The organism is Lacrimispora sp. (assembly GCF_032078915.1).
Taxonomy (GTDB): Bacteria; Bacillota; Clostridia; order Lachnospirales; family Lachnospiraceae; genus Lacrimispora.
In genome coordinates this window covers 30,358-50,291 of the sequence record NZ_DAMAUN010000024.1, presented here as the reverse complement: position 1 = coordinate 50,291, position 19,934 = coordinate 30,358, and the positions used below count along the sequence as shown (strand labels likewise).

At 40.6% G+C, this 19,934-nt stretch carries 21 protein-coding genes and 1 other annotated feature; of the genes, 9 read left to right on the top strand and 12 right to left on the bottom strand.

Annotated features, from left to right (window positions below):
* Positions 1-64 precede the first annotated feature (64 nt).
* Together RT269_RS11720 and RT269_RS11715 are read left to right on the top strand one after the other, a co-directional pair.
* Positions 65-625 (top strand): PadR family transcriptional regulator, encoded by a 561-nt coding sequence (locus tag RT269_RS11720; RefSeq protein WP_313182813.1) that lies wholly within the window; start codon positions 65-67, stop codon positions 623-625.
* Positions 622-2,208, top strand: a complete 1,587-nt coding sequence (locus RT269_RS11715) for a flavodoxin family protein (protein WP_313182812.1) — start codon at positions 622-624, stop codon at positions 2,206-2,208. The genes RT269_RS11720 and RT269_RS11715 overlap by 4 nt, the downstream gene beginning before the upstream one ends.
* A 72-nt stretch (positions 2,209-2,280) precedes the next feature.
* On the opposite strand, the gene RT269_RS11710 is transcribed toward RT269_RS11715, so the two are convergent.
* On the bottom strand, positions 2,281-3,417 hold the full coding sequence (locus tag RT269_RS11710) for an AI-2E family transporter (RefSeq protein ID WP_313182846.1): 1,137 nt from the start codon (positions 3,415-3,417) through the stop codon (positions 2,281-2,283).
* Positions 3,418-3,429: 12 nt separating this feature from the next.
* Complete coding sequence (locus RT269_RS11705) at positions 3,430-4,584, bottom strand: alanyl-tRNA editing protein (protein WP_313182810.1); 1,155 nt, start codon at positions 4,582-4,584, stop codon at positions 3,430-3,432.
* Positions 4,585-4,736: 152 nt separating this feature from the next.
* Here RT269_RS11705 and RT269_RS11700 point away from each other — a divergent pair, with 152 nt between their 5' ends.
* Complete coding sequence (locus RT269_RS11700) at positions 4,737-4,985, top strand: hypothetical protein (RefSeq protein ID WP_313182808.1); 249 nt, start codon at positions 4,737-4,739, stop codon at positions 4,983-4,985.
* A 54-nt stretch (positions 4,986-5,039) separates the two neighbouring features.
* Here the strand turns inward: RT269_RS11700 and RT269_RS11695 are convergent, their stop codons facing one another.
* Positions 5,040-5,189 carry a hypothetical protein gene (locus RT269_RS11695; protein WP_313182806.1) on the bottom strand — a complete coding sequence of 50 codons (150 nt, stop codon included), beginning with the start codon at positions 5,187-5,189 and terminating at the stop codon, positions 5,040-5,042.
* 77 nt (positions 5,190-5,266) lie between these two features.
* On the opposite strand from RT269_RS11695, the gene RT269_RS11690 reads away from it, so the two are divergent.
* Both RT269_RS11690 and RT269_RS11685 read left to right on the top strand, forming a co-directional pair.
* Entirely contained in the window at positions 5,267-5,839 is a 573-nt protein-coding gene (locus RT269_RS11690; RefSeq protein WP_313182805.1) for a hypothetical protein, read from the top strand.
* Positions 5,840-5,897: 58 nt separating this feature from the next.
* Positions 5,898-6,185 (top strand): hypothetical protein, encoded by a 288-nt coding sequence (locus tag RT269_RS11685; RefSeq protein ID WP_313182803.1) that lies wholly within the window; start codon positions 5,898-5,900, stop codon positions 6,183-6,185.
* A 60-nt stretch (positions 6,186-6,245) separates the two neighbouring features.
* Here the strand turns inward: RT269_RS11685 and RT269_RS11680 are convergent, their stop codons facing one another.
* The 4 genes from RT269_RS11680 to RT269_RS11665 all read right to left on the bottom strand — a co-directional run bounded on the left by RT269_RS11680 (position 6,246) and on the right by RT269_RS11665 (position 9,663).
* Complete coding sequence (locus tag RT269_RS11680; protein WP_313182802.1) at positions 6,246-7,580, bottom strand: LysM peptidoglycan-binding domain-containing protein; 1,335 nt, start codon at positions 7,578-7,580, stop codon at positions 6,246-6,248.
* 102 nt (positions 7,581-7,682) lie between these two features.
* Positions 7,683-8,771: a CPBP family intramembrane glutamic endopeptidase gene (locus RT269_RS11675; protein WP_313182800.1), complete on the bottom strand. Its 1,089-nt coding sequence runs from the start codon at positions 8,769-8,771 to the stop codon at positions 7,683-7,685.
* Positions 8,772-8,840: 69 nt separating this feature from the next.
* Positions 8,841-9,446 (bottom strand): hypothetical protein, encoded by a 606-nt coding sequence (locus RT269_RS11670; protein WP_313182799.1) that lies wholly within the window; start codon positions 9,444-9,446, stop codon positions 8,841-8,843.
* 58 nt (positions 9,447-9,504) lie between these two features.
* A complete protein-coding gene (locus RT269_RS11665; RefSeq protein WP_313182797.1) occupies positions 9,505-9,663 on the bottom strand; it encodes a hypothetical protein in 159 nt (52 codons plus the stop codon).
* 249 nt (positions 9,664-9,912) lie between these two features.
* On the opposite strand from RT269_RS11665, the gene RT269_RS11660 reads away from it, so the two are divergent.
* Both RT269_RS11660 and RT269_RS11655 read left to right on the top strand, forming a co-directional pair.
* Positions 9,913-10,212: a hypothetical protein gene (locus RT269_RS11660; RefSeq protein WP_313182796.1), complete on the top strand. Its 300-nt coding sequence runs from the start codon at positions 9,913-9,915 to the stop codon at positions 10,210-10,212.
* A gap of 248 nt (positions 10,213-10,460) precedes the next feature.
* A complete protein-coding gene (locus RT269_RS11655; RefSeq protein ID WP_313182794.1) occupies positions 10,461-10,685 on the top strand; it encodes a hypothetical protein in 225 nt (74 codons plus the stop codon).
* A 561-nt stretch (positions 10,686-11,246) separates the two neighbouring features.
* On the opposite strand, the gene RT269_RS11650 is transcribed toward RT269_RS11655, so the two are convergent.
* A complete protein-coding gene (locus tag RT269_RS11650; protein WP_313182793.1) occupies positions 11,247-12,140 on the bottom strand; it encodes a TraX family protein in 894 nt (297 codons plus the stop codon).
* 165 nt (positions 12,141-12,305) lie between these two features.
* Positions 12,306-12,776 carry a hypothetical protein gene (locus tag RT269_RS11645; protein WP_313182791.1) on the bottom strand — a complete coding sequence of 157 codons (471 nt, stop codon included), beginning with the start codon at positions 12,774-12,776 and terminating at the stop codon, positions 12,306-12,308.
* A 347-nt stretch (positions 12,777-13,123) separates the two neighbouring features.
* Between RT269_RS11645 and RT269_RS11640 the strand changes: the two genes are divergently transcribed.
* Together RT269_RS11640 and RT269_RS11635 are read left to right on the top strand one after the other, a co-directional pair.
* Positions 13,124-13,483 (top strand): BlaI/MecI/CopY family transcriptional regulator, encoded by a 360-nt coding sequence (locus RT269_RS11640; RefSeq protein ID WP_313182790.1) that lies wholly within the window; start codon positions 13,124-13,126, stop codon positions 13,481-13,483.
* A gap of 10 nt (positions 13,484-13,493) precedes the next feature.
* Positions 13,494-14,804 (top strand): M56 family metallopeptidase, encoded by a 1,311-nt coding sequence (locus RT269_RS11635; protein ID WP_313182788.1) that lies wholly within the window; start codon positions 13,494-13,496, stop codon positions 14,802-14,804.
* A gap of 219 nt (positions 14,805-15,023) precedes the next feature.
* Here the strand turns inward: RT269_RS11635 and RT269_RS11630 are convergent, their stop codons facing one another.
* The 3 genes from RT269_RS11630 to RT269_RS11620 all read right to left on the bottom strand — a co-directional run bounded on the left by RT269_RS11630 (position 15,024) and on the right by RT269_RS11620 (position 19,931).
* Positions 15,024-15,434 (bottom strand): hypothetical protein, encoded by a 411-nt coding sequence (locus RT269_RS11630; protein WP_313182786.1) that lies wholly within the window; start codon positions 15,432-15,434, stop codon positions 15,024-15,026.
* 763 nt (positions 15,435-16,197) lie between these two features.
* Entirely contained in the window at positions 16,198-18,612 is a 2,415-nt protein-coding gene (gene leuS / locus RT269_RS11625) for a leucine--tRNA ligase (RefSeq protein ID WP_313182785.1), read from the bottom strand.
* Positions 18,613-18,718: 106 nt separating this feature from the next.
* Positions 18,719-18,961: a binding site (T-box leader), on the bottom strand.
* A gap of 46 nt (positions 18,962-19,007) precedes the next feature.
* Positions 19,008-19,931: a CPBP family intramembrane glutamic endopeptidase gene (locus RT269_RS11620; protein ID WP_313182783.1), complete on the bottom strand. Its 924-nt coding sequence runs from the start codon at positions 19,929-19,931 to the stop codon at positions 19,008-19,010.
* Positions 19,932-19,934 lie beyond the last annotated feature (3 nt).

The window sequence follows — 19,934 nt, the reverse complement described above, 5'->3', positions numbered from 1 at the left end:
TTGACACTATACCCCCTTTATTGTATAATCAACTTGTTGAATATACAATAAAGGGGGTATTTATATGTCACTTAAGCATGGTCTGCTGGGATTGCTCAATTACGGCTCAATGACGGGCTATGAGCTGGATAAGGCGTTTAAGGATTCTCTTTCTTTTTTCTGGCAGGCAAAAAACAGCCAGATTTACCGTGAACTGGATGCCATGGAGCGCTGCGGCTGGCTGACCAGCGAGCGGGTTATCCAGAACCAAAAGCCAAACAAACGGGTATATAGCATAACAGACAGCGGAAAAGAGGAACTTGGCAAATGGCTGTCCTCGCCGGAAACAGATATTGCCGACGCAATGCGTATAAGAAGTGCATTTCTGATGCGCGTATTCTTTGCCGGAGAGACAAGTATCGATCAATCATTGGAAATGCTCCGCACATATCGCGGACAATGCACGGAAAGCAGCAAGGGACTGAGCGTTGCCCATGACATAATTTCCGAATATGGGGCAGTTGTCGGTGACGATAGAAAGGCGGAATACTGGAAAATAGCAGCCCTTTACGGTGAGATGTTTTATGATGCCAGCCTTAACTGGGCAGATAAGGCAATCGCTATATTAGAGGAGATGAAACGATGAAAATCTTAGTGATAAACGGTTCTCCCAAAAGCGAACGCAGCAACACCATGTGCCTTACCCGTGCATTTTTAGACGGAGCCCAATGGAACGACGCAGAAATTATTGATGCGGCCGAAGCCAACATAAAGAGCTGTTTGGGCTGCTTTGCCTGTTGGTATAAAACACCTGGAACGTGTGTCATAAACGACGATATGAATGAAATTCTCACCAGGATGATTGCAGCAGATGTGATTATCTGGTCCTTTCCGTTGTATTATTTCAGCGTTCCCGGCGGATTAAAAAACCTCATCGACCGCCAATTGCCGTTGAACTTACCATTTATGTCCCAGGGAAAGGAAAGCGGAAGTCATCCTGCAAGGTATGATTTAACGAACCAAAAACACCTTATCATTTCAACTTGCGGCTTTTGGACATCAAAAGGTAATTATGACGCCGTAATCTCCATGTTTGACCACTCTTGCGGCAAAGATCACTACACATCAATCCTTTGCGGTCAGGGAGAACTGTTCCGTTTGCCGGAATTAAAAAGCCGTACAGATGCATATCTGGATATCGTCCGCCGTGCTGGGGCGGAATATGCTTGCGGAGGAATTCGGGCCGAAACACAGGCAGAGCTTACGGAACCTTTATATCCCCGCGATGTGTTTGAAAAAATGGCGGATGCTTCCTGGGGCATTTCTAAAAGTGAGGATTTAAGTACTCCGGCAGACGACAGCCTAAGCTTTACCACGCAGATGGCGGCTTTATATAATCCGGACGGCGCGGAGCGCGTATTAGAATTTTATTATTCCGACATTGATAAGACCTATCAGCTCTTACTGACAAATCAAGGAGCTGAGGTCATAACGGATGGATTCAAACCGTATACCACAAGGATTGAAACGCCGTACTCGATCTGGCGTTCCATCTCACGCGGTGAAATTTCCGGGCAGGATGCGCTATACCGGCGGCTTTATAAAGTCCACGGTGATTTTAATCTTATGCTTAAGTGGAATGAGTTGTTTGGTATACATACGCCGTCAAAATCAACCAATAGAAAGCCGCAGGGCAAAACCAACATGAAAATTTTTCTCGCACCGTGGATTGTCATCTGGACCATAATGGGGATAAATTCCACTGCCGGTGCGGCAGCAGGCATTGCCATTGCAGCGTTTGTTCCGCTTTTATGGATTGTGTTCCGGCCTGTTGTCTATGAGCAAATCAGCATTCCATTCGTAGCCGGACTTTCCCTGGCAGTATTATTCGGTGCAGATACAAGGATTGTCGTTTCCGGCAGCTATTTGATATTCGGTTTGATATGGATCATCGGTGCCTTTACCAAAATACCGCTGACCGCCCATTACAGTGCAGAGCACTATGGCAGGGAAAACGCCCTTTCGAATCCGATTTTCATGAGAACAAACCGCATATTGACCGCCGCTTGGGGAGGGTTGTATCTTATCACGCCGATTTGGACGTATATGCTGATGGGCACTGGTTTCTCAGCTTATATAGGTTTCATCAATTCCGCTTTGCCTGCGTTTATGGGTATTTTTACCGTATGGTTCCAGAAATGGTATCCGGCACGCTGGGCGAGAGGATAATAACAGGAAGTTACTAATATAACAAATAAAAAAGCTGCCCTGCTGGCCGTAAGAACCAGCAGGGCAGCTTTCTTATTTGTTGTTTTTAGGCCTCTTCTGCTTATCCAGCCTTTCATTCACGATTTCCCGAAGAATGGCATACACCACAGAACAGAGAGGAATAAAAATCAGCATTCCTACAATTCCCATGGCGCTGCCACCGATGGTGACTGCAGCCAGGACCCAGATGGAAGGAAGTCCCACGGAGTTTCCCACTACATGAGGGTAGATAAAGTTTCCTTCCACCTGCTGAAGCACAAAGAATATGATTAAAAAAATAAACGCATCCAAAGGCCTTACCATCAGCATTAAAAATGCCCCGATAGCACAGCCGATAAATGCACCGAACATCGGTATCAGGGCTGTAAATGCAATCAAAACGCCGATAAGTATCCCATATGGAAGGCCAAAGGCCGTCAGGGTCAAGAAAAACATGCTCCCAAGAATGACTGCTTCCATGCACTGCCCCGTAAGGAAATGGGAAAAGGTTTCAGAAACCAGCGTTAAAATCTCAAGCGTCCGCAAGGTTACCGCTTCCGGAAGAAATGCCTTCATCAGCTTTTGTATCTGCCGTGAAAGAATCTCCTTCTGAAGAAGAATATAAATGGCAAAGACCAGGGCGATTAAAAAGGCGGTCATCCCACTGATAATGGAAAGGGCGGCCGAAACGGTGGAAGTAAGTACCGTACCTGCTCCTGCAGATAAAAATCCAACTGTTTTTTCCAAAAAGGATTTCCAGTCAATCTCAATGCTGCTGATATAATCTGCAATATCAGGGTTCTGGGCAAACAGCCTCTCCGCTTCCTCCTTAATACTTGTAAGAAACGCTGGAATACTGTTTTGCAGGCTCATAACGGTTTCAAGAAGCTGAGGTAACACAACAAAAATAACAAGCAGCAGGAGCCCAATTACAAACACCAGGGTAAGGCAAAGGCTTAATGGCCTGCGGACTTTGTTATCTTTCTTTACCGGCAGCAATTGTTCGATCCTGCGCATCGGCACATTGAGGATAAAAGCCATGACGCCTCCCAAAAGAAAGGGCGAGATAAATCCCACAAGCTTCATCGTCAGGGCAAATAAGCTGCGATAATTCCAGCCTGCCACCACCACGATTACGGCAAATACGATCAGACCCCGTATTTTTTTAATTGTACTGTCATCGAATTCCATCATACTCTCCTTTTATGACTCCTCTTCAAAAGCTTTTCTGATATCTTCCTGTAAAGCCTGAAAGGTGCCCTGGGCCATCAGGGAGCTTCCTCCTCCCCGGCCGTTTAATCTTCCATTCAACGCTTTGCTAAGCGTCCTCATGTCCTCCCGGCCGCTTCCAAGTGCATACTGAAAGACACCCTCATCTCCGGAACATGCCAAAACAACGCTTCCCTTCTTTCCTTCATACAGCATCGTGCAAAACTGTCTCAGCTGTACCGGGGATAAGTCACGTTCAAAAACCAGAAGAGGCGCATCCAGTTCGGGATAATCTCCGGCCTTTCTTTCTAAAAGCTCTTTGGAAAGCTGGCCGATTCTTCCATCCTTTTTCTGTCCTTCTTCTTTTAATCTGTCAACTGCCTCCAGGAGATGATCCGGTTTTGCCGACAGCAGGACGGAAATACCGGACACCGTCTTCTGTTTCTTGCGGTAATCTTTGAGAGCCATCCTTCCGCACAGCATGGTCACCCTGACACCGCCCTTATAATGAATCATCCCCGTCACTTTCAAAATACCGATTTCTCCCGCCGTTATCACATGGGTGCCACAGCAGGCGCACACATCGCCTCCCGGAAACTCGATCAGACGGACTTGTCCGGTCAATTCCTTTTTGCTCCGGTAATCGATACGGGAAAGCTCTTCCTTTGACGGATAAGACTCCAGAACCAGGATATCCTGCCAGATGAGTTCATTCACTTCCGTTTCTACCGCCTCTATCTGTTCCATGGTCAGGATTCCGTTAAAGTCCACGGTCAACTCATCCTTTCCCATGTGAAATCCTACGTTATCAAAGCCATAATGCTTATGTACGATTCCCGACAATAAATGCTCTCCGGAATGATTCTGCATATGGCAGAATCTCCTCTCCCAGTCTATGATTCCATTCACCCTGCTGCCAGCCTTTAGGGGCTTATCCGTAATATGAACAATGCCTTCCGGCCTTTCCCTGACATCTAGGACCGCCGCTTCTCCCAGACTTCCCATATCAGCCGGCTGTCCGCCGCCCTCCGGATAAAAAGCCGTCCGGTCTAGTAACACCTCAAATAAGCAGTCCTTTCCCGGTCTGCAATCTATTACTACCGCTTCGAATGTTTTAACATAAGGCCTGTCATAATATAATTTTTCCATCTTTTGCTCCTCATTTCTCTATTGTACTAATTATACACAACAATTGGATAAGTTCAATCATAACAAATCTAAAATTTTTAGAAAAATTGGAAACAGTGGCAAGCTGACATTCATACACTTACATTGTAAACAAATTATTTGGAGGAACCAATATGAGTGATCTGGCAGCAACTAACTGTGGATGCGGATGTGATGGAGGATGTGGTAATAGTGGCGGCTTCAATATTATCTGGCTGATCATTATCCTGTGCTTCTGTGGCGGTGGCGGCGGCTTCGGTTGCGGTGGCGGTTGCGGTAACAGCTGCGGTGGCGGTTGCGGTAATGATGGTGGATGCAGTTGGATTTTAATCATCATTCTGCTCTGCTGCTGCGGAGGTGGCGGAAATAACTTCTTCTGCTAAGCAAACATAAAACAAGGCCCGATCTTTTACAGATCGGGCCTTGTTTTTTATTTATTAGCGGCTCTGACCGTTGTTTTTGCCAGGTCGTTGAAAAGAGTTCTGGCTGCTTACTCCTTTTAAGGAGCTCTTGTTCTGTTTTCTCTTCATGCAATCTTCATCAATTTCATATACTGCATTTCCATCTATGATTAATCGGCTATTCATATCTAAATCACTCTCCTGTAATACTAATATATGCAGACGCATATATTGTCAACAAGAAAAGTAAGGAATCTTATGCCATGAACAACGAGCAAAATATTCGCGCAAATGATCTGGACTCCCTTATCGGTGATAATCATCTTCAGATGATGAAGGCTGCCCTGCCTTATATGAGTGTTTCCCAGCAGCGTTTTATGTCCTACTTCGTTAAAATAAACGAGCTGCGCCGCACCATTAACCTTTTTGAAGAAGGAGAGGTGGCTGCCATGGGACTCAACTCCTCAAGGGAAAGAGAGCGGAATAACAACCCCATTGACATGCTGAACACCATAAAGTCCTTTGCGAATCCGGCGGAACAGGATCTCATTGACCTTATTATCAACTTCTCCCAGGGCCTTAGGCTGGCCAACTCTTCCCCGGATCCAGGCCCGGTACCTAGTTCCACCATTCCGGTCCAGGCCCAATCCCAATCCCAGTTCCAATCTCAATCCCAGCCTGAAGGATCCGGCAGGCCTGCTGGCAGCCACCGGCAGAATAATAATCCCTTTGGACGGATGCCACTGGATCAGCTCAAGAATTTCATGCCGCCGGATCAACAGGCCCGGCTTGAAACCATGCAGCTTATGATGTCCGCCATGCAGCAGATGAATTAGTCCATGTTCCTCCCCTGGCTCCCTTACCATATCCCATAGAAAGGAAGAATAACAACCTATGAACATTAACTGGAAACAAGACCCCAGACTTAAAAATATGAATCCGCAAAAACTCTCCATGCTGACTGAATTTGCAAAGCGGGTAGAATCCACTCCAAAAGACCAGCTTGTTCCAACGCTATTAAACTTAAATGCAGAAGCAAGCCGAAAAGGCATTCAGTTCAGTAATGAAGAGACTGACCTTCTCATTACCATTATGAGCGCCAACATGACTGCAAATGAGCGGAAACGAATGGATACCTTGCGGATGCTCTCCCAAAATATAATGAAGCGCAATACAAAATAAGAACAAGGACATTATGGGCGGTCCCAATAGGGTTCCGCTATAATGTCCTTATTTTATCACTCAGCACTTTGGCCTGACCCTTGGCCGGCCTCCCTGCTTAGTCACACTCTCCATATGCTTTTCTATGTAATATTGAGTATTAATAATAAACCACATTTGATCATCGAATCTCATGATCGTCCAAATAGATAAACCCTGAAGGTTATATTCTTCTACCAGATCTGCTCTTGCATCAAAGCTTCTTGCATCTTTAAACCATATTAAATGCAAACTCCCATCACAATTCTCATAATAGAAGTAAGGCGACTGAGCTGCTTCATTAAATTGTATAACCTGACCATGTTCCGCTGCAATCTGCACCGCTCTGTTATTTGACATTACAACAGCCCCTGTGGCACCTGGAATATATGGAAGCGTCCAATCATAACCCTGAGTGGTGACTCCCAATAAGATTTTTTCACTAGGAATAATACTAACTGCGTAATCTAAGAATTCTCTTAAAAAATCAACCGGGAAAATTGAGCTTGGATAGCTGAAAGACCTTGCCCAATCATAAGAAGCAAATATGATTCCATCTACATAATCAGATAATTGGGAATAGTCCAGTTTTTCAAAGCCGGCGTAAGGAGTTTCAATATTTGTGATAGGTGTTATAGTAATCACCATCCTGAAACCTGCTGAACGAATTATCGCCGAGGCTTTTTTCAAATATTCTGCAATACTGTTTAAATTGTCATAGGTGATGTCTTCGACATATATGTTTATGCCATAATAACCTTTACTATTTAGTGTTTGAAGAGCGTTATCAATAAGACGATCTTGTACAGAAGGATTATTTAAAATAACATAGTTCACTTCATGACTGGCGATTCCTTCTTCAGAAATAGTGGAAACGAACAACATGGGCGCAACACCATATGTTTTAGCCAGCTGGATAAGTTCCGTATCGTCACTTCTTGCGACAATTTCTCCCTCACCTGTAGCCCTATAATTGAAAATAGTCAAATACGTCAGAAAAGGAAGTGTTTTTATTAAAACAGATTTATCTATATGCGGAAAGGTATAACCACTCGCAGCAATTGTTCTTGTTTTATTCGTTTGATAACTTATTACAATCGTTTCACCGGAGTACAGAAATTCTCTATCAGAGAGATAGGGATTGTTTCTTAATAATTCCATTGGTGAAACGTTATGCTGCAACGCAATGCTATTTAGAGTATCTCCAGGCTGGACAGTATAGAGTATTTCCGGTTGAACAATCACAATGGTTTGGCCTACTGCTAAATTGTCAGGATTTATAATTCCGTTTTCTAATATTATTCTGTCAACAGGTATTTTGTAATACTCTGATATTGAATGGATGGTTTCACCAGGTTGGACAACATGTATGATCATGGCTTCCCTCAAGTGATCTTATTAATTCAATTATATGCTAATCCCACCTGTTCATACGATTAAAATTCCACTTTCCTTTGGTTGAAGGCAATCTAATTATTCTTAGTAACTCTCATTCGTATCTTGCCATTGCGCCAGCTCTTCCAATTTCTTCATTTGCCGGTCAGCTCGTTCGTCCATTGTTGGAAGCCTCCGACTATCGCCTCTATAATAACTTGAAAAAATAACACTTGCAAACAACAGTGTATTGACCACCAGCAATAAAATTACACCGTTCCATGTTACGTCTTGATTTTGAAGAACTTCTTCCGTATAATTTCCGGTAATAATCGGAACCAAATTATTGTTGACAAAATGCAAAATAACAACCGTCCATATGTTATCGGTTTTTAAATAAGCCCAACCATAAAATATTCCCAATGTAACACATGTAATTAATTGTCCTGCCAAGCTTATAATCCCAACAGAGGGAGATGAATAATAAAAGAAGTTAATGGGCAAATGCCATACGCCCCAAGCAATTCCAAGAACAAACACACCACGAACCAGTCCAAACTTTTTTTGCAATATAGGCTGTAGAAAGTACCTCCAACCGTACTCCTCTCCCAAAAATGCGATAAATATCAAAAAATAGTTTATGGGCAATGTTAATAACATCAGCCAAGTAACAGGCTTTTGCATAATATCTAACATGTTTTGCATTTCACCGCTTAAGATATACATGATAACGGTTCTGCCAAAGTAAAGAATTAAATATAGCAGAATAATGAGAGCAGCTGTTTTCCAATGCCCTCCTTTCAATCCATAAGCAATACGCTTATCTTTCTTCTCCGTAAGCAGTAAAATCCATGCTATAACAGAACCAAGTATCATTATATATTGAGAAATAACATTCCAACTCATTCCAGGCACAATCATGCTTGCCACTGTACAAACCAATAACAGTAAAGTAATAATTAAAAAACCAATAAAAAATCTCTTAGGAATCAGATGATCTTCCTTGTGTGTAATGAAAGCAGCCAGTATCGCCCCCGAAGCAGGGTAGAACATTTGGGCTGAGGGGAAAACCGATACATCAAGCCCCTTCCTATAGCCAAATCCCATTAAAATCCCAAGTATATAAGGTAACGCAAAGGCTACTCCCAGAAAAATAAGCATCTGAGTTTTCTCATGATTTTTTTGACGTTCCATTTCGTTCTCCTTTTTAATAACATTTTACCTTGCTTATCTTACCACGGAATAAACTTGGATATTAATACCCTAAAAATCTTCGCTCAAGAGATAGACAGCAAAGGTGACCCCGGTCTGTGTATCGTAAATAACGGATATATAACCATCTTTATATTTAAAATGCATGTCACCATCTTGATCACTAATTGGTTCCCCAAAGGCATTATGAAAGCTTTCTGTTTTATCACCGATTTTAGCACCTTTGAAGTCCAAATCTTCCCGCTGGGTAAATACCTGGTTGACAGTACCGGTATCCGTATTAAACCATACTCGAATCCCAGTCTCTTTAAACTCCAAACCACCTTCGTCCACTGATTCCGGCTTCTCACTTATATCATTGATCAGATCCTGTTTACCTGAACCCAATAAGTCAAAATATTTTTCAAATGAATTGACTTCGGTATCCGGAGAAGGCGCCTGGTCATGAGTAACTTCTTCCTCCTCGGAAACCACAATAGGGGGAGCCTGTGTGGCAAAATCCTCACCGTCCTTTGAACTGCTTTCCGCTTCTGTGGTATTTTGCGGATTCGTTTCCGGGGCAGAACTGGACGTACTTGAGCATCCGTTTAATAAGACAAGGCACAGCAAAGCTATAACAGTCCATTTAATGAGTGTGTTTTTGTATTGTGTAATCATAATAATTCTCCTCTTGTTTTTACTTTCTGAAGCTCCTGGGTTTAAAGTCAATGTTTTATTATAAAACCCCTTCCTTATTTAAAATTGACTTAACCGACTTTTTCTCCATACAATATATTCCAGCAACCTTTTTGATGTCTCCACATTTTATATATTCATCAATAATATCCTGTACCGTAAACTCATAATAAATTGGCTCATTCATGTATTCAATCATTAAATAATAACTCTCTTTCTAGTATTTGCTATCATTATACTATTTTACGGACACAAAAACTACCGGATTTTTTAAATCCGATCGTTCTAATCGTTACTTCCAAACGGAAAGCCGCAAATGACGGTCCGGTTTCAGCAGCGGATATGCCTGGTAAAACTTTTCCGCAATCCATGTTCCAAGTGCACCTCTGCAATGCCTCTGTAACGCACCAGAACACCCATATTGCCCTTTTAACGCCATTGGTGGTATGTGTGGAAGTACCACCCTGATAACCCTACCGACAGTACAGAAGCAACACAGGCCATTAACGAAGAGTATGACAGTTTATTTAAGGAATTAAAGGATAGACATGATAACAGATCAAACGGCAACAGAACCGACTATGATAATATGAAGTATGACTTTGCAGAAGATGAAAGGATAAAGGAAGTGTTGCGGCAGGTCATTTCCTTTGTAGGTATTAATATAGAGTGTGTAGGCGCATGGATTTGGATAGATGGAAACACATACGGTTATAAAGCTGAACTGAAAGCCCTGGGATTCAAATAGGCATCAGATAAAAAGAAATGTTACTTTCATACCGAAGCATTCAGGAAACGCAGTCATAGGAAATTGAGCTTTGACGATATCAAGAACTATTATGGAAGCGCAAGAGTTAAACCAGAAGGGAAAGTGTTATTGCAACCGTAAAAAATAAGGGTGTGACCACAAATTGAAACGACTACACCCTATCACTTATAAAGGAGAATATAAGACTATGAAGAGAACTGTCAGAACAATCGGGAGCTATTGCTATTATGGGAATTATGCTAACAGGTGCTTATCTCTTCGGTACTATACAAGCTGATACTATCACGCCAGAAAGGGGCGTTGAAGTCGTGCCAGATGGATATATAGACAGCACAAGCGAAGAATTTTACAATAACTATGTGGACATGAGAAGCGTTACTGACTTTGAAACCGATGGAAACGGTTTACAACTGTATTGCAACGATGTCAGCGGATACTATTGGGAAAGGTAGAACAATATAAAACAAGTAAAAAAACAGGGCCAGGAGCGGTTAAACTCCCAGCCTTTTCTTATGATATTCTATGGAGTGACTCTATTGTCTTATAAAGCGTTTTACGGCTCATATTCGGCTTGTATTGTATAGATGTAGAAATGCAAATATAGGTCAATTTTAACGTGTAATAACTATGTGTATAGTGATAGTTGGTGGTGGTGAGTTAGTTGGGTGGTGATGGAGTGATAGTAGCAGGAAAAACAGCAAAACCATAAACTATGTATTTAGTATGTTATTAAGTGTGTGGGTAGTGGATAGGACGTCCCCCCCGGTATATTTACATTTCTAAGTTAATGCAGCAATGCAGCAAAGGGTCTATCTGTTCTACTCACACAATACGTTAAAATTTAGACCTTTCCGAACTATCAATCTTTTGTATAATTTTAATCATGTTTTAGGCTGAATTATCTTCCGTGTAAATGGTAATAATCTCCATAAGAAGAACTGGATGTTAAAAAATGAGGACATCAAAAGACATTCTTACAGAGAAAGAGATGGAATACCTTGGTACACAATAATTCATGTTAAGCATATCATCCATCCAATAAGATATAAAATTGCAATATGAACTGGATAAAATACATAGAAAAAGTATTTATATCCCCTTCCCTTCTTTCCATTATACAGTAAAAGGATAGGTAAGGCTGCCAGCATCATCCATTGATAGTTGTCAAATAGTATGTACTCCAGATTAATCTGGGGAATTGAACAATCTATTTGAATGATATTATCACATACATATTTCAAAAATTCATATGTACGCTGATATCCCCAAAAATCTATACGATATAAAACTCTGGTTGTAAACCCTGAAGCAAAAAGTATAAAATGCAGAAAGCAAAATACAATATAAAATACAGAAAAAAGTTTTTTATTAAAACTGCAGTAATATATTCCAATCCCTAATATAACATATATAATCCCACCTTCTAGGAATAAAATGCTTCCACAGATTGCTGTCAGGATCAAATCAAAAAATGTTGAATTTACAACATTTGGGATAATCACAATTGCGCTAACAATTTGCCATAAGACATAATATAGTAAAAGGCGATAGCCTTGCTTCTTATTTTCTATAATCTTATCAATAATGGAAACTAGGATTGCTATTGTAAAGATTACTCTAAATATATTATTTGTTATGTAATATAAATATTGACTATTTGGCATATTATCTATCTCAATTAATATAGCATCCACAATTCCCATAATAATACTGGAAACATATAATTTTAAAAGATATTTTTTTCTGTCTTTTGTATAATGCATTGCCAATGCACTACAATAAAAAAAAATGGGTGCTGATATTCTCCCAACCCATCGTAAATATATAGGCATACCAGGTATGAATTCCCCTATATGATCTATTAACATTAATATAGCCGCCAATATTTTTAAAGATGTGCTTGTCATTATGCCTCTTTCTTGGAGTTGAATATATATAATTATGATTATTCTACAAAAAATCAGAAGCCAGTAAAGACCAAAAACTTTTTATCCAAACAAACTTCTGATTTTTTGCTAGATGGTCAAGATACTTGCATTGAAACTAAATTACACGATTACAGCTATTTTTCCTTATTTTACCGTCCCATCAAAGTTTGATGGAGCTAAAAATGATATATAAAACGTGTTATCTACTTTATTTGTGGTAACTGTAAACGTAGCAGAATTACCGCCTTTTATTTTTTTATTTCCACCTTTGGCACCTACACACTTAACGGTTAAAGTTTTATTATGGTCGTTATTTACAGTAATTGTGTAGGAGGTCTTGCCTTTAAATTTATAGTTTGTATAAAGAGTTGAATTATCGGCTGATCCGCCAAAATCATATGGTTCATTTGAGATGTTCCATACATCAGTCGGTTTGCCTAAGCCGCGAGTTGCCACACTAGTCCCTGGTATTTCAAATCCCACACCATAATCTCCTGCAACTGTCGCAATAGACTTATTGTTAGCCATACCAATATTTGTATTTGCGTAAACTGGGATAGTAAACATCATTACAGACATGCCTATAACTAATAACTTCTTTACACTTTTTTTCATTGTCTCTTTCTCCTATGTAGATTGAATTTAAAATAATAGTTCTTGTTGGAGGTGGCTTAACCCATTGGACTCACTCTCTTTCTAATAAAAAAGTCAACAATATACAATAATCTTATCGCTTTGTATAGATGCTCGCTATTAAAAAGAATAACTATCCATAAAACCAGCTATCGCAATTGCTCGTCTTGCAAGCCCCTTCTGTAATTTCTACTACATGTAGTACTTTGAAATTAACATCTATCGTAACATTTGTCAATACTTTTTTTATAAAAGTCAACTCGTACTAATTGACATTGCTACATTTAAGTAGTAATATTTAACTAAATAAAGAAAAAGGATGTGCGAATATGAGATATACTTTATCGCAAACAGAACAAGATATTATGACATTACTTTGGCAAAAAAAGCAATGGCTATCCGCGGCGGATTTTTGGGTATATTTTAATAATAATGGAAAAGAATGTAAAAGGCAGACTATACACACATATTTAGTCCGTATGGAAGAGAAGGGTCTTCTCGTGAAAAATAAGAAAAAGTATATGTATACTTTTAACGAAGTCGAATTTGCGCAAAAGAAGGCAAAAGAAGTGCTGGATACTATGTTTAATGGCTCATTAAAGCAACTAATAGTAGCTTTAGCTGGAAATAAAAATATAAGCTCCGAAGAGGCTAATGAATTAAAGGACTATTTAAACGATCTGGATTAGGTAAACAATTATGAATATAATTTTTACAATGATAATATCAAGCAATACATTATTTATGATATTTATGATTTTGGATTATTATAATAAAAATCTCTTTAGTCAATACCAACGATATACCATCTTGAAGATATCCTTATTCATGATGCTCATTCCGCTTGGGTATATAAAGGTGGTTTTCGCTTTGTTATTTCAATATTTTCCCGATTGTCAGGAAATTGAGTTATTGATTAAAGGAAATGCCCCAATAATAATGATAACACCAGAAGAATCTCATTTTAATAGCTCTTATGGAATTGATATGATTGTTACTTATCTATGGATAGGTATCACCTTTATATCCCTATCATATCATCTATGGAAACATCTAAGGTTCAGAAAATTTATTCTTCGCATAAACCATGAAACCTTTTCGCCCGAATTATTGAATATTGTAGAAAAGTACAGAAACCAATTACATATCAAAAGAAACATAAGAGTTTATCTATCAGATATTAATATTTCACCATTCACCATTGGTATATATAAGCCTATCATTGTAATGCCTGGACTAAAAGATACTTTTAAACATGAATTAATTATAAAACATGAACTATATCATATTAGAAGATATGATATTTTAGTCAAGCTTTTGCGTACAATAGCAATTGGAATCTATTGGTTTAATCCACTAGTATATATACTGGATTCTTATTTAGATGAGTCATGTGAATTCGCATGTGATGAGGCCATAACTCAATCTCTTAGTAGGGATAATAAAAGGAAATATGGGCATTTAATTATTGATATGGCTGCGCTCAATCCAATTGGGCCAATGAATTATATTACTTCCTTTAGCAATAATAAAAATAAGATAAAAGAAAGGTTAAACTTAATTATGAAAGAAGAAAGAAAGAAAAACAGTTTGGCAATCTTACTTTCCATTGTGGCAGTAGCATGTAGCAGCTTAACAGTATTTGCCTATGACAAACCACATACGATGACATGGGCAGAGCAGCCATCTGATGATGTCTATCTTACAGACTCAAACCAGATGATTATATTTTCAAGTAATCTGCAACCTGAAAATTCAAAATTTCTGCAAATCACATATGACTCACAATTTACAGATATTTATGGAAATACTTATCGTATTGATGATCGCCCACTTACAAGAAAAAAATGCTCACATACCTATGTTGATGGAAAATATTCAAAACATACAAAAAATAAGAATGGAAGTTGTTTGACAAAAACCTATTCTGCACAGAGATGCAGCAAATGTAAGGCTATGAAATTAGGTTCTCTTGAAAGCGAAACCAAATACACCAAATGCCCTCATTAAACATTGAACCACACTTGCCAAGTGGTTATAAAAGTCTCTTCAACTTTCACTAATGCTCTTTAAATTTACTTCCTCCGTGACACTACAAACGACAACCCCAGCACAGAAATAACAGTATGTTCATCTCATGGCAGCTCATGCTCATAAAAATATAATTAGCAAAAGGGGTAGTAACGAGGCTGCTCTATGCTACTACCCTATCCTTTTAACATTATATATCTAATATGCCTTAACTTTCACCTTCAGCAACGCATCATAAATGTGCTTTCGAACCTTATTCTTATATTTTGCCGCCATCAATAACACATCCGCTTGTTTAATCTTCTGATATTCCTCAAAGGCTTCTTCTGGTGTATCCCAATAGGATAATTTGATCACATTATTGGTTCCACATAGCTTAATCTCACCATAATACTTTTTCATGCTATCATTATAACGAACACCTAAAGGAAGGTTTTCTTTTGGTTCGCTCCATTTTGAACGATTAACATGTTTCTTCTTGCAATTTGCCAACATAGTATTCTTGTAGTAATTATTGTTTATGTCTCTGTCTATATGCCAAACGCTTTCACAGCCAATAGGCTTAATCAGGAAATGCTCCGCTGTTAATCTATCAAGTGTTTTCTTCATTTTAGTTCTTTCTCCTCTGGTGTTATAGCTTGTCAGTGTGAAATGTATGGGGAATTTCGTATCTGTTGTTGTCTTGTGGTAGTAAATCTTTCCTCTGAGATCATTAATGAGCCTCCAATAATTAGATAATCCAGTAATTACGTGTATCCTTTTCTTCTTGCCATAATTCTTTGTTCCTTCCTTTTCTGTTTAATTGACGACGGGATTAAACCCGTCGTTACACCATAGTTCCTTTTCCTTATATCAAACGAAACACAAGCTTGTTAGGTAAGTATTCCTTCACCAAAGGTAGTGAAATTTTCTGTACGATGGTGGTTATTAAATTTTTAAGCTTAAAATTCATTCTACGTAGTTTTGCTTACTGAGCTTGTAATCGACTCTTGGGCTTTGGATTATGACGTTCTTCTTCGATGACGAATGGAATATAATCCTTGTTTCAAGGTGTGCTTTTACAATGACTCTGTGACGCACCAGAATCTCCATCTAGGCATCCGAATCTATGGGAGTGGATTTGTTGAATGTATTATTTGAACGCTAAATAAGGACACTATAAGCCATATTTCCATAGCCTATAATGCCCTTACCTTAATGCTTAAATTGTTCAATTTCTTATTAGATTTTACACCAATTTCTTTACTCCATTACACCAATCCTACACCAAATAGGTAATAAAGCTTAATAAGATATAACAAGTTATAACAGGTTCAAGTCTAGTAAAATCAAGATTTATCGCCTATTTAAAGTTTTTGATATAATGACGGTTTTATTTGCACACAATATTTACAATTCTTCCAGGAACATAGATTTCCTTAACAATGGTTCCGGTTATCTTATCCGGGATCAAAGCCTTGCCCGCTTCAATGGCATCTTCCTTTGATACGTCCGCTGGAAGCTTTACCACTGCACGGGTTTTTCCATTCACCTGGACTGCGACTTCGATCTCGTCATCCTTCATAGCCTCTTCATCACATTCCGGCCACTGAGCATGGAATACGGAAGTCTCACCGCCAAGTTGCTGCCACAGCTCCTCACCGATATGGGGAGCAAAAGGAGCAACTAAAACTACAAAGGCTTTCAAGGTTTCTTTGTCAATGCCACCGGTCTTCTTGGCCAGGTCGATCAATTTATTGTTATATTCCATGAATCCGGAAATTACTGTATTTAAGTTAAACTGATTGAAACGCTGTTCAATATCAAAGATCAGCTTGCTGCGAAGACGAAGCATTTCCCTGGTGGCCGCTACATCCTTATTGCTGTTATCCGCTACCAGATGCCAGAAGCGGTGCAAGAAACGGCTGACGCCTTCGATTCCCCTGTCATCCCACTCCGCATCTAATTCCGGCGGCCCTACGAAGAGCTCATACATACGAAGAGCATCGCAGCCATAGTCACGCACCAAATCATCAGGAGATACCACATTTCCCTTTGACTTGCTCATCTTGATTCCATTCTTTCCGTTGATCATGCCCTGATTAAACAGCTTGGTAAAGGGCTCATCAAAGTCCACCACACCGATGTCGTTTAAGAACTTGGTGTAAAAACGGGAATACAGAAGGTGAAGTACCGCATGTTCCACACCGCCGATATACATATCAACCGGAAGGTATTTTTTCGCTTTCTCCCTGGATACCAGTTCATTATCGTTATGGCTGTCAACATAGCGAAGGAAATACCAGGAAGAACCGGCCCACTGAGGCATGGTGTTGGTCTCTCTCTTAGCAGGAGCGCCGCATACCGGACAGGTAGTATTCACCCATTCGTCAATATCTGCCAGCGGAGATTCTCCCGTACCCGTAGGCTGGTAGCTTTCTACCTCCGGAAGGGTGAGAGGAAGCTGGTCTTCCAGAACCGGAACGTTGCCGCAGTGCGGACAATGAATAATAGGAATAGGCTCTCCCCAGTAACGCTGTCTGGAGAATACCCAGTCACGCAGCTTAAAGTTTACGGTTTTCTTTCCAAGGCCACGTTTCTCGATCATTGCCGGAGCTTCTTTTTTAAGGGTGGAGGACTCCATTCCGTTCCATTCACCGGAATTGATCATCGTTCCGCTGGCATCGGTATAGGCTTCGGCCATGTTTTTGATTTCCTCGCCGTCCTTTGAGATAACCTGGACAATGGGGATGCCGAACTTCTTCGCAAACTCAAAATCCCTGTCATCATGGGCAGGCACGCACATGATGGCGCCGGTACCGTAGTCGGCAAGCACATAATCGGAAAGCCAGATGGGTACCTTGGCACCGCTTAAGGGATTTACTGCATAGCTGCCGGTAAATACACCGGTCTTTTCTTTATCCTGAAGACGGTCCACGTTTGACTTCATGGAAGCGTCGTAGATATACTTTTCAACCGCTTCTTTATTTTCCGGAGAAGCAAGGCCTGCGGCAAGGGCGTGTTCCGGCGCAAGCACCATAAAGGTGGCTCCGTATAAGGTGTCAGGTCTGGTAGTATAAACTGTGATGTTCTCCTCTTTTCCGTCTACCTTAAAATCAACCTCAGCTCCATAGGATTTGCCGATCCATTCAGACTGCATCTTCTTGACCTTTTCCGGCCAGTCAAGCTTATCTAAATCATTTAACAAACGGTCTGCGTAAGCAGTGATTTTTAACATCCACTGTCTTAAGTTCTTCTTTGTAACGCCGGTTCCGCAGCGCTCGCAGCAGCCGCCTACCACTTCTTCGTTTGCAAGTCCTGTCTTACAGGATGGGCACCAGTTGATGGGGAATTCCTTCTCATAGGCCAGGCCCTTTTTAAACATCTGAACAAAAATCCACTGGGTCCATTTATAAAATCCGGGATCCGTGGTGTTGACCTCCATATCCCAGTCATAGACGGCTGCGATCTCATTGATCTGACGCTTGATGTTTGCCACGTTCTCCGCCGTGGATTTAGCCGGATGGACTCCCATCTTGATGGCGTAATTCTCTGCCGGAAGGCCGAACGCATCCCAGCCCATGGGATGGATCACATAATGACCTTTTAAAATCTGATATCTGCTCCACACATCGGAGATTACATAGCCTCTCCAGTGGCCTACATGAAGGCCGCTTCCTGACGGATATGGGAACATATCCAGACAGTAATATTTCTCTTTTTTCCCATCGTCAACATTGATGGGATTCTTTGCCCAGTTCTCACGCCACTTTTTCTCAATAGCGCTGTGGTTGTAGGATGATGCCATAACAAAATTTCCTCCTTTTGCGAAAGGGATTCTCCCTGTTTTAAATGTGTTTCCTTAGCTTGTCGGCCGTGAACATAAAAAATGCGTCTCCGACCGTAAAAACAGTCATAGAGACGCAGGATCTACCGCGTGGTACCACTCTATTTCATACAAGGTTGTATGCTCTCACTGGATATGGCAAAGCATATCCGCCCGCTTTAACGGTCGGGACACCGGCAATGCCTACACAGAAGCTTCCTTCAGCACGCTACTCAAAGGCCAGTTCAGCGGTCATCCTCAACCGGCTTCCACCACCCGCCGGCTCTCTGCATGTTTCAGACAGCTTACTACTCCTAATCACAGTATTTTTGCTAACTACAAATGTAACATAATTGACAAAATGTGTCAACCGTATTTTATGAAATCTCCGAGATCACAAAGGTTACGGCAGAAACCAGGAAAAACAGGATCATTCCAAGATTTAAAAAAAGCGTTTTAAAGAACCCTCTGCCCCAGTTCTCCATAAGCCCCGGATACAGCACCAGCTTTTTTTGACTGATAAAAAACAAAATGGTTCCTGCAATAACCGCTCCAAGCATAAATATGGAATAGCCTGCCGTAAGCAGCGGATTTTCTCCAATTTGAAGTGCCACAATGGAACCGAGAAAATTGATCACCATGTGAAAAATAATGGTATAGCGAAGTCTTCCCGTCTTAATATAAATATATGCAAATACCAGGCCGATTCCAAACGCATAAAAGAACTGATAGAAGTTTCCATGGCTTAAGGCAAAGACAACACTGGACACCAGAATCGCTGCCTTGTCTCCATATAGCCGGATACGGTCGATCAAGACCTTGCGAAACAGGATTTCTTCACAAACAGGAGCCATTATTACCATGGTGACAAAAATCGCCCAGGTGTTTAAGCCCTTCATCACTTCTTCCACCGGGTTGATCATAGGCTTTCCCAAAAGGGCACTTACAATGGTCATGAGGGCCTGACCAATGAGATTTCCAAAAAACAAAGCGCTCATGCAGATCAAAAATCCGGAAACAAGCATTCCTGCTCCGGCCTTTTTTGCCTCAGGCCTGCATAAAACCGGCATATCCCTCACAATGATATAGGCAACAATGCCTCCAACAACGTAATTAACCAGGGAGACAATCACCATATACCAGTTCCCAAAGGTTATTACTATTCCAAAGCGGGACAATGCAAGAGCAATGGCCCCTATCTCAAGCTGTATCACAAGCGTCACAAGGAGGAATGCTCCGTAACCGATCCCAACTCTTGAAAATGCTTTCCACGCATTTCTTCTGTCTTCCACTATTCTCATACC

What these genes read in the sequence shown, in the direction of transcription:
- RT269_RS11690 (WP_313182805.1), top strand. Translation starts at nt 5,267, where the DNA reads ATGAACAACGAGCAAAATATTCGCGCAAATGATCTGGACTCCCTTATC.
- RT269_RS11645 (WP_313182791.1), bottom strand. Translation starts at nt 12,776, where the DNA reads ATGAAAAAAAGTGTAAAGAAGTTATTAGTTATAGGCATGTCTGTAATG.
- RT269_RS11715 (WP_313182812.1), top strand. Translation starts at nt 622, where the DNA reads ATGAAAATCTTAGTGATAAACGGTTCTCCCAAAAGCGAACGCAGCAAC.
- RT269_RS11670 (WP_313182799.1), bottom strand. Translation starts at nt 9,446, where the DNA reads ATGATTACACAATACAAAAACACACTCATTAAATGGACTGTTATAGCT.
- RT269_RS11650 (WP_313182793.1), bottom strand. Translation starts at nt 12,140, where the DNA reads ATGACAAGCACATCTTTAAAAATATTGGCGGCTATATTAATGTTAATA.
- RT269_RS11720 (WP_313182813.1), top strand. Translation starts at nt 65, where the DNA reads ATGTCACTTAAGCATGGTCTGCTGGGATTGCTCAATTACGGCTCAATG.
- RT269_RS11680 (WP_313182802.1), bottom strand. Translation starts at nt 7,580, where the DNA reads ATGATCATACATGTTGTCCAACCTGGTGAAACCATCCATTCAATATCA.
- RT269_RS11695 (WP_313182806.1), bottom strand. Translation starts at nt 5,189, where the DNA reads ATGAATAGCCGATTAATCATAGATGGAAATGCAGTATATGAAATTGAT.
- RT269_RS11710 (WP_313182846.1), bottom strand. Translation starts at nt 3,417, where the DNA reads ATGGAATTCGATGACAGTACAATTAAAAAAATACGGGGTCTGATCGTA.
- RT269_RS11635 (WP_313182788.1), top strand. Translation starts at nt 13,494, where the DNA reads ATGAATATAATTTTTACAATGATAATATCAAGCAATACATTATTTATG.
- RT269_RS11640 (WP_313182790.1), top strand. Translation starts at nt 13,124, where the DNA reads ATGAGATATACTTTATCGCAAACAGAACAAGATATTATGACATTACTT.
- RT269_RS11665 (WP_313182797.1), bottom strand. Translation starts at nt 9,663, where the DNA reads ATGATTGAATACATGAATGAGCCAATTTATTATGAGTTTACGGTACAG.
- leuS (WP_313182785.1), bottom strand. Translation starts at nt 18,612, where the DNA reads ATGGCATCATCCTACAACCACAGCGCTATTGAGAAAAAGTGGCGTGAG.
- RT269_RS11685 (WP_313182803.1), top strand. Translation starts at nt 5,898, where the DNA reads ATGAACATTAACTGGAAACAAGACCCCAGACTTAAAAATATGAATCCG.
- RT269_RS11620 (WP_313182783.1), bottom strand. Translation starts at nt 19,931, where the DNA reads ATGAGAATAGTGGAAGACAGAAGAAATGCGTGGAAAGCATTTTCAAGA.
- RT269_RS11675 (WP_313182800.1), bottom strand. Translation starts at nt 8,771, where the DNA reads ATGGAACGTCAAAAAAATCATGAGAAAACTCAGATGCTTATTTTTCTG.
- RT269_RS11655 (WP_313182794.1), top strand. Translation starts at nt 10,461, where the DNA reads ATGGGAATTATGCTAACAGGTGCTTATCTCTTCGGTACTATACAAGCT.
- RT269_RS11700 (WP_313182808.1), top strand. Translation starts at nt 4,737, where the DNA reads ATGAGTGATCTGGCAGCAACTAACTGTGGATGCGGATGTGATGGAGGA.
- RT269_RS11630 (WP_313182786.1), bottom strand. Translation starts at nt 15,434, where the DNA reads ATGAAGAAAACACTTGATAGATTAACAGCGGAGCATTTCCTGATTAAG.
- RT269_RS11705 (WP_313182810.1), bottom strand. Translation starts at nt 4,584, where the DNA reads ATGGAAAAATTATATTATGACAGGCCTTATGTTAAAACATTCGAAGCG.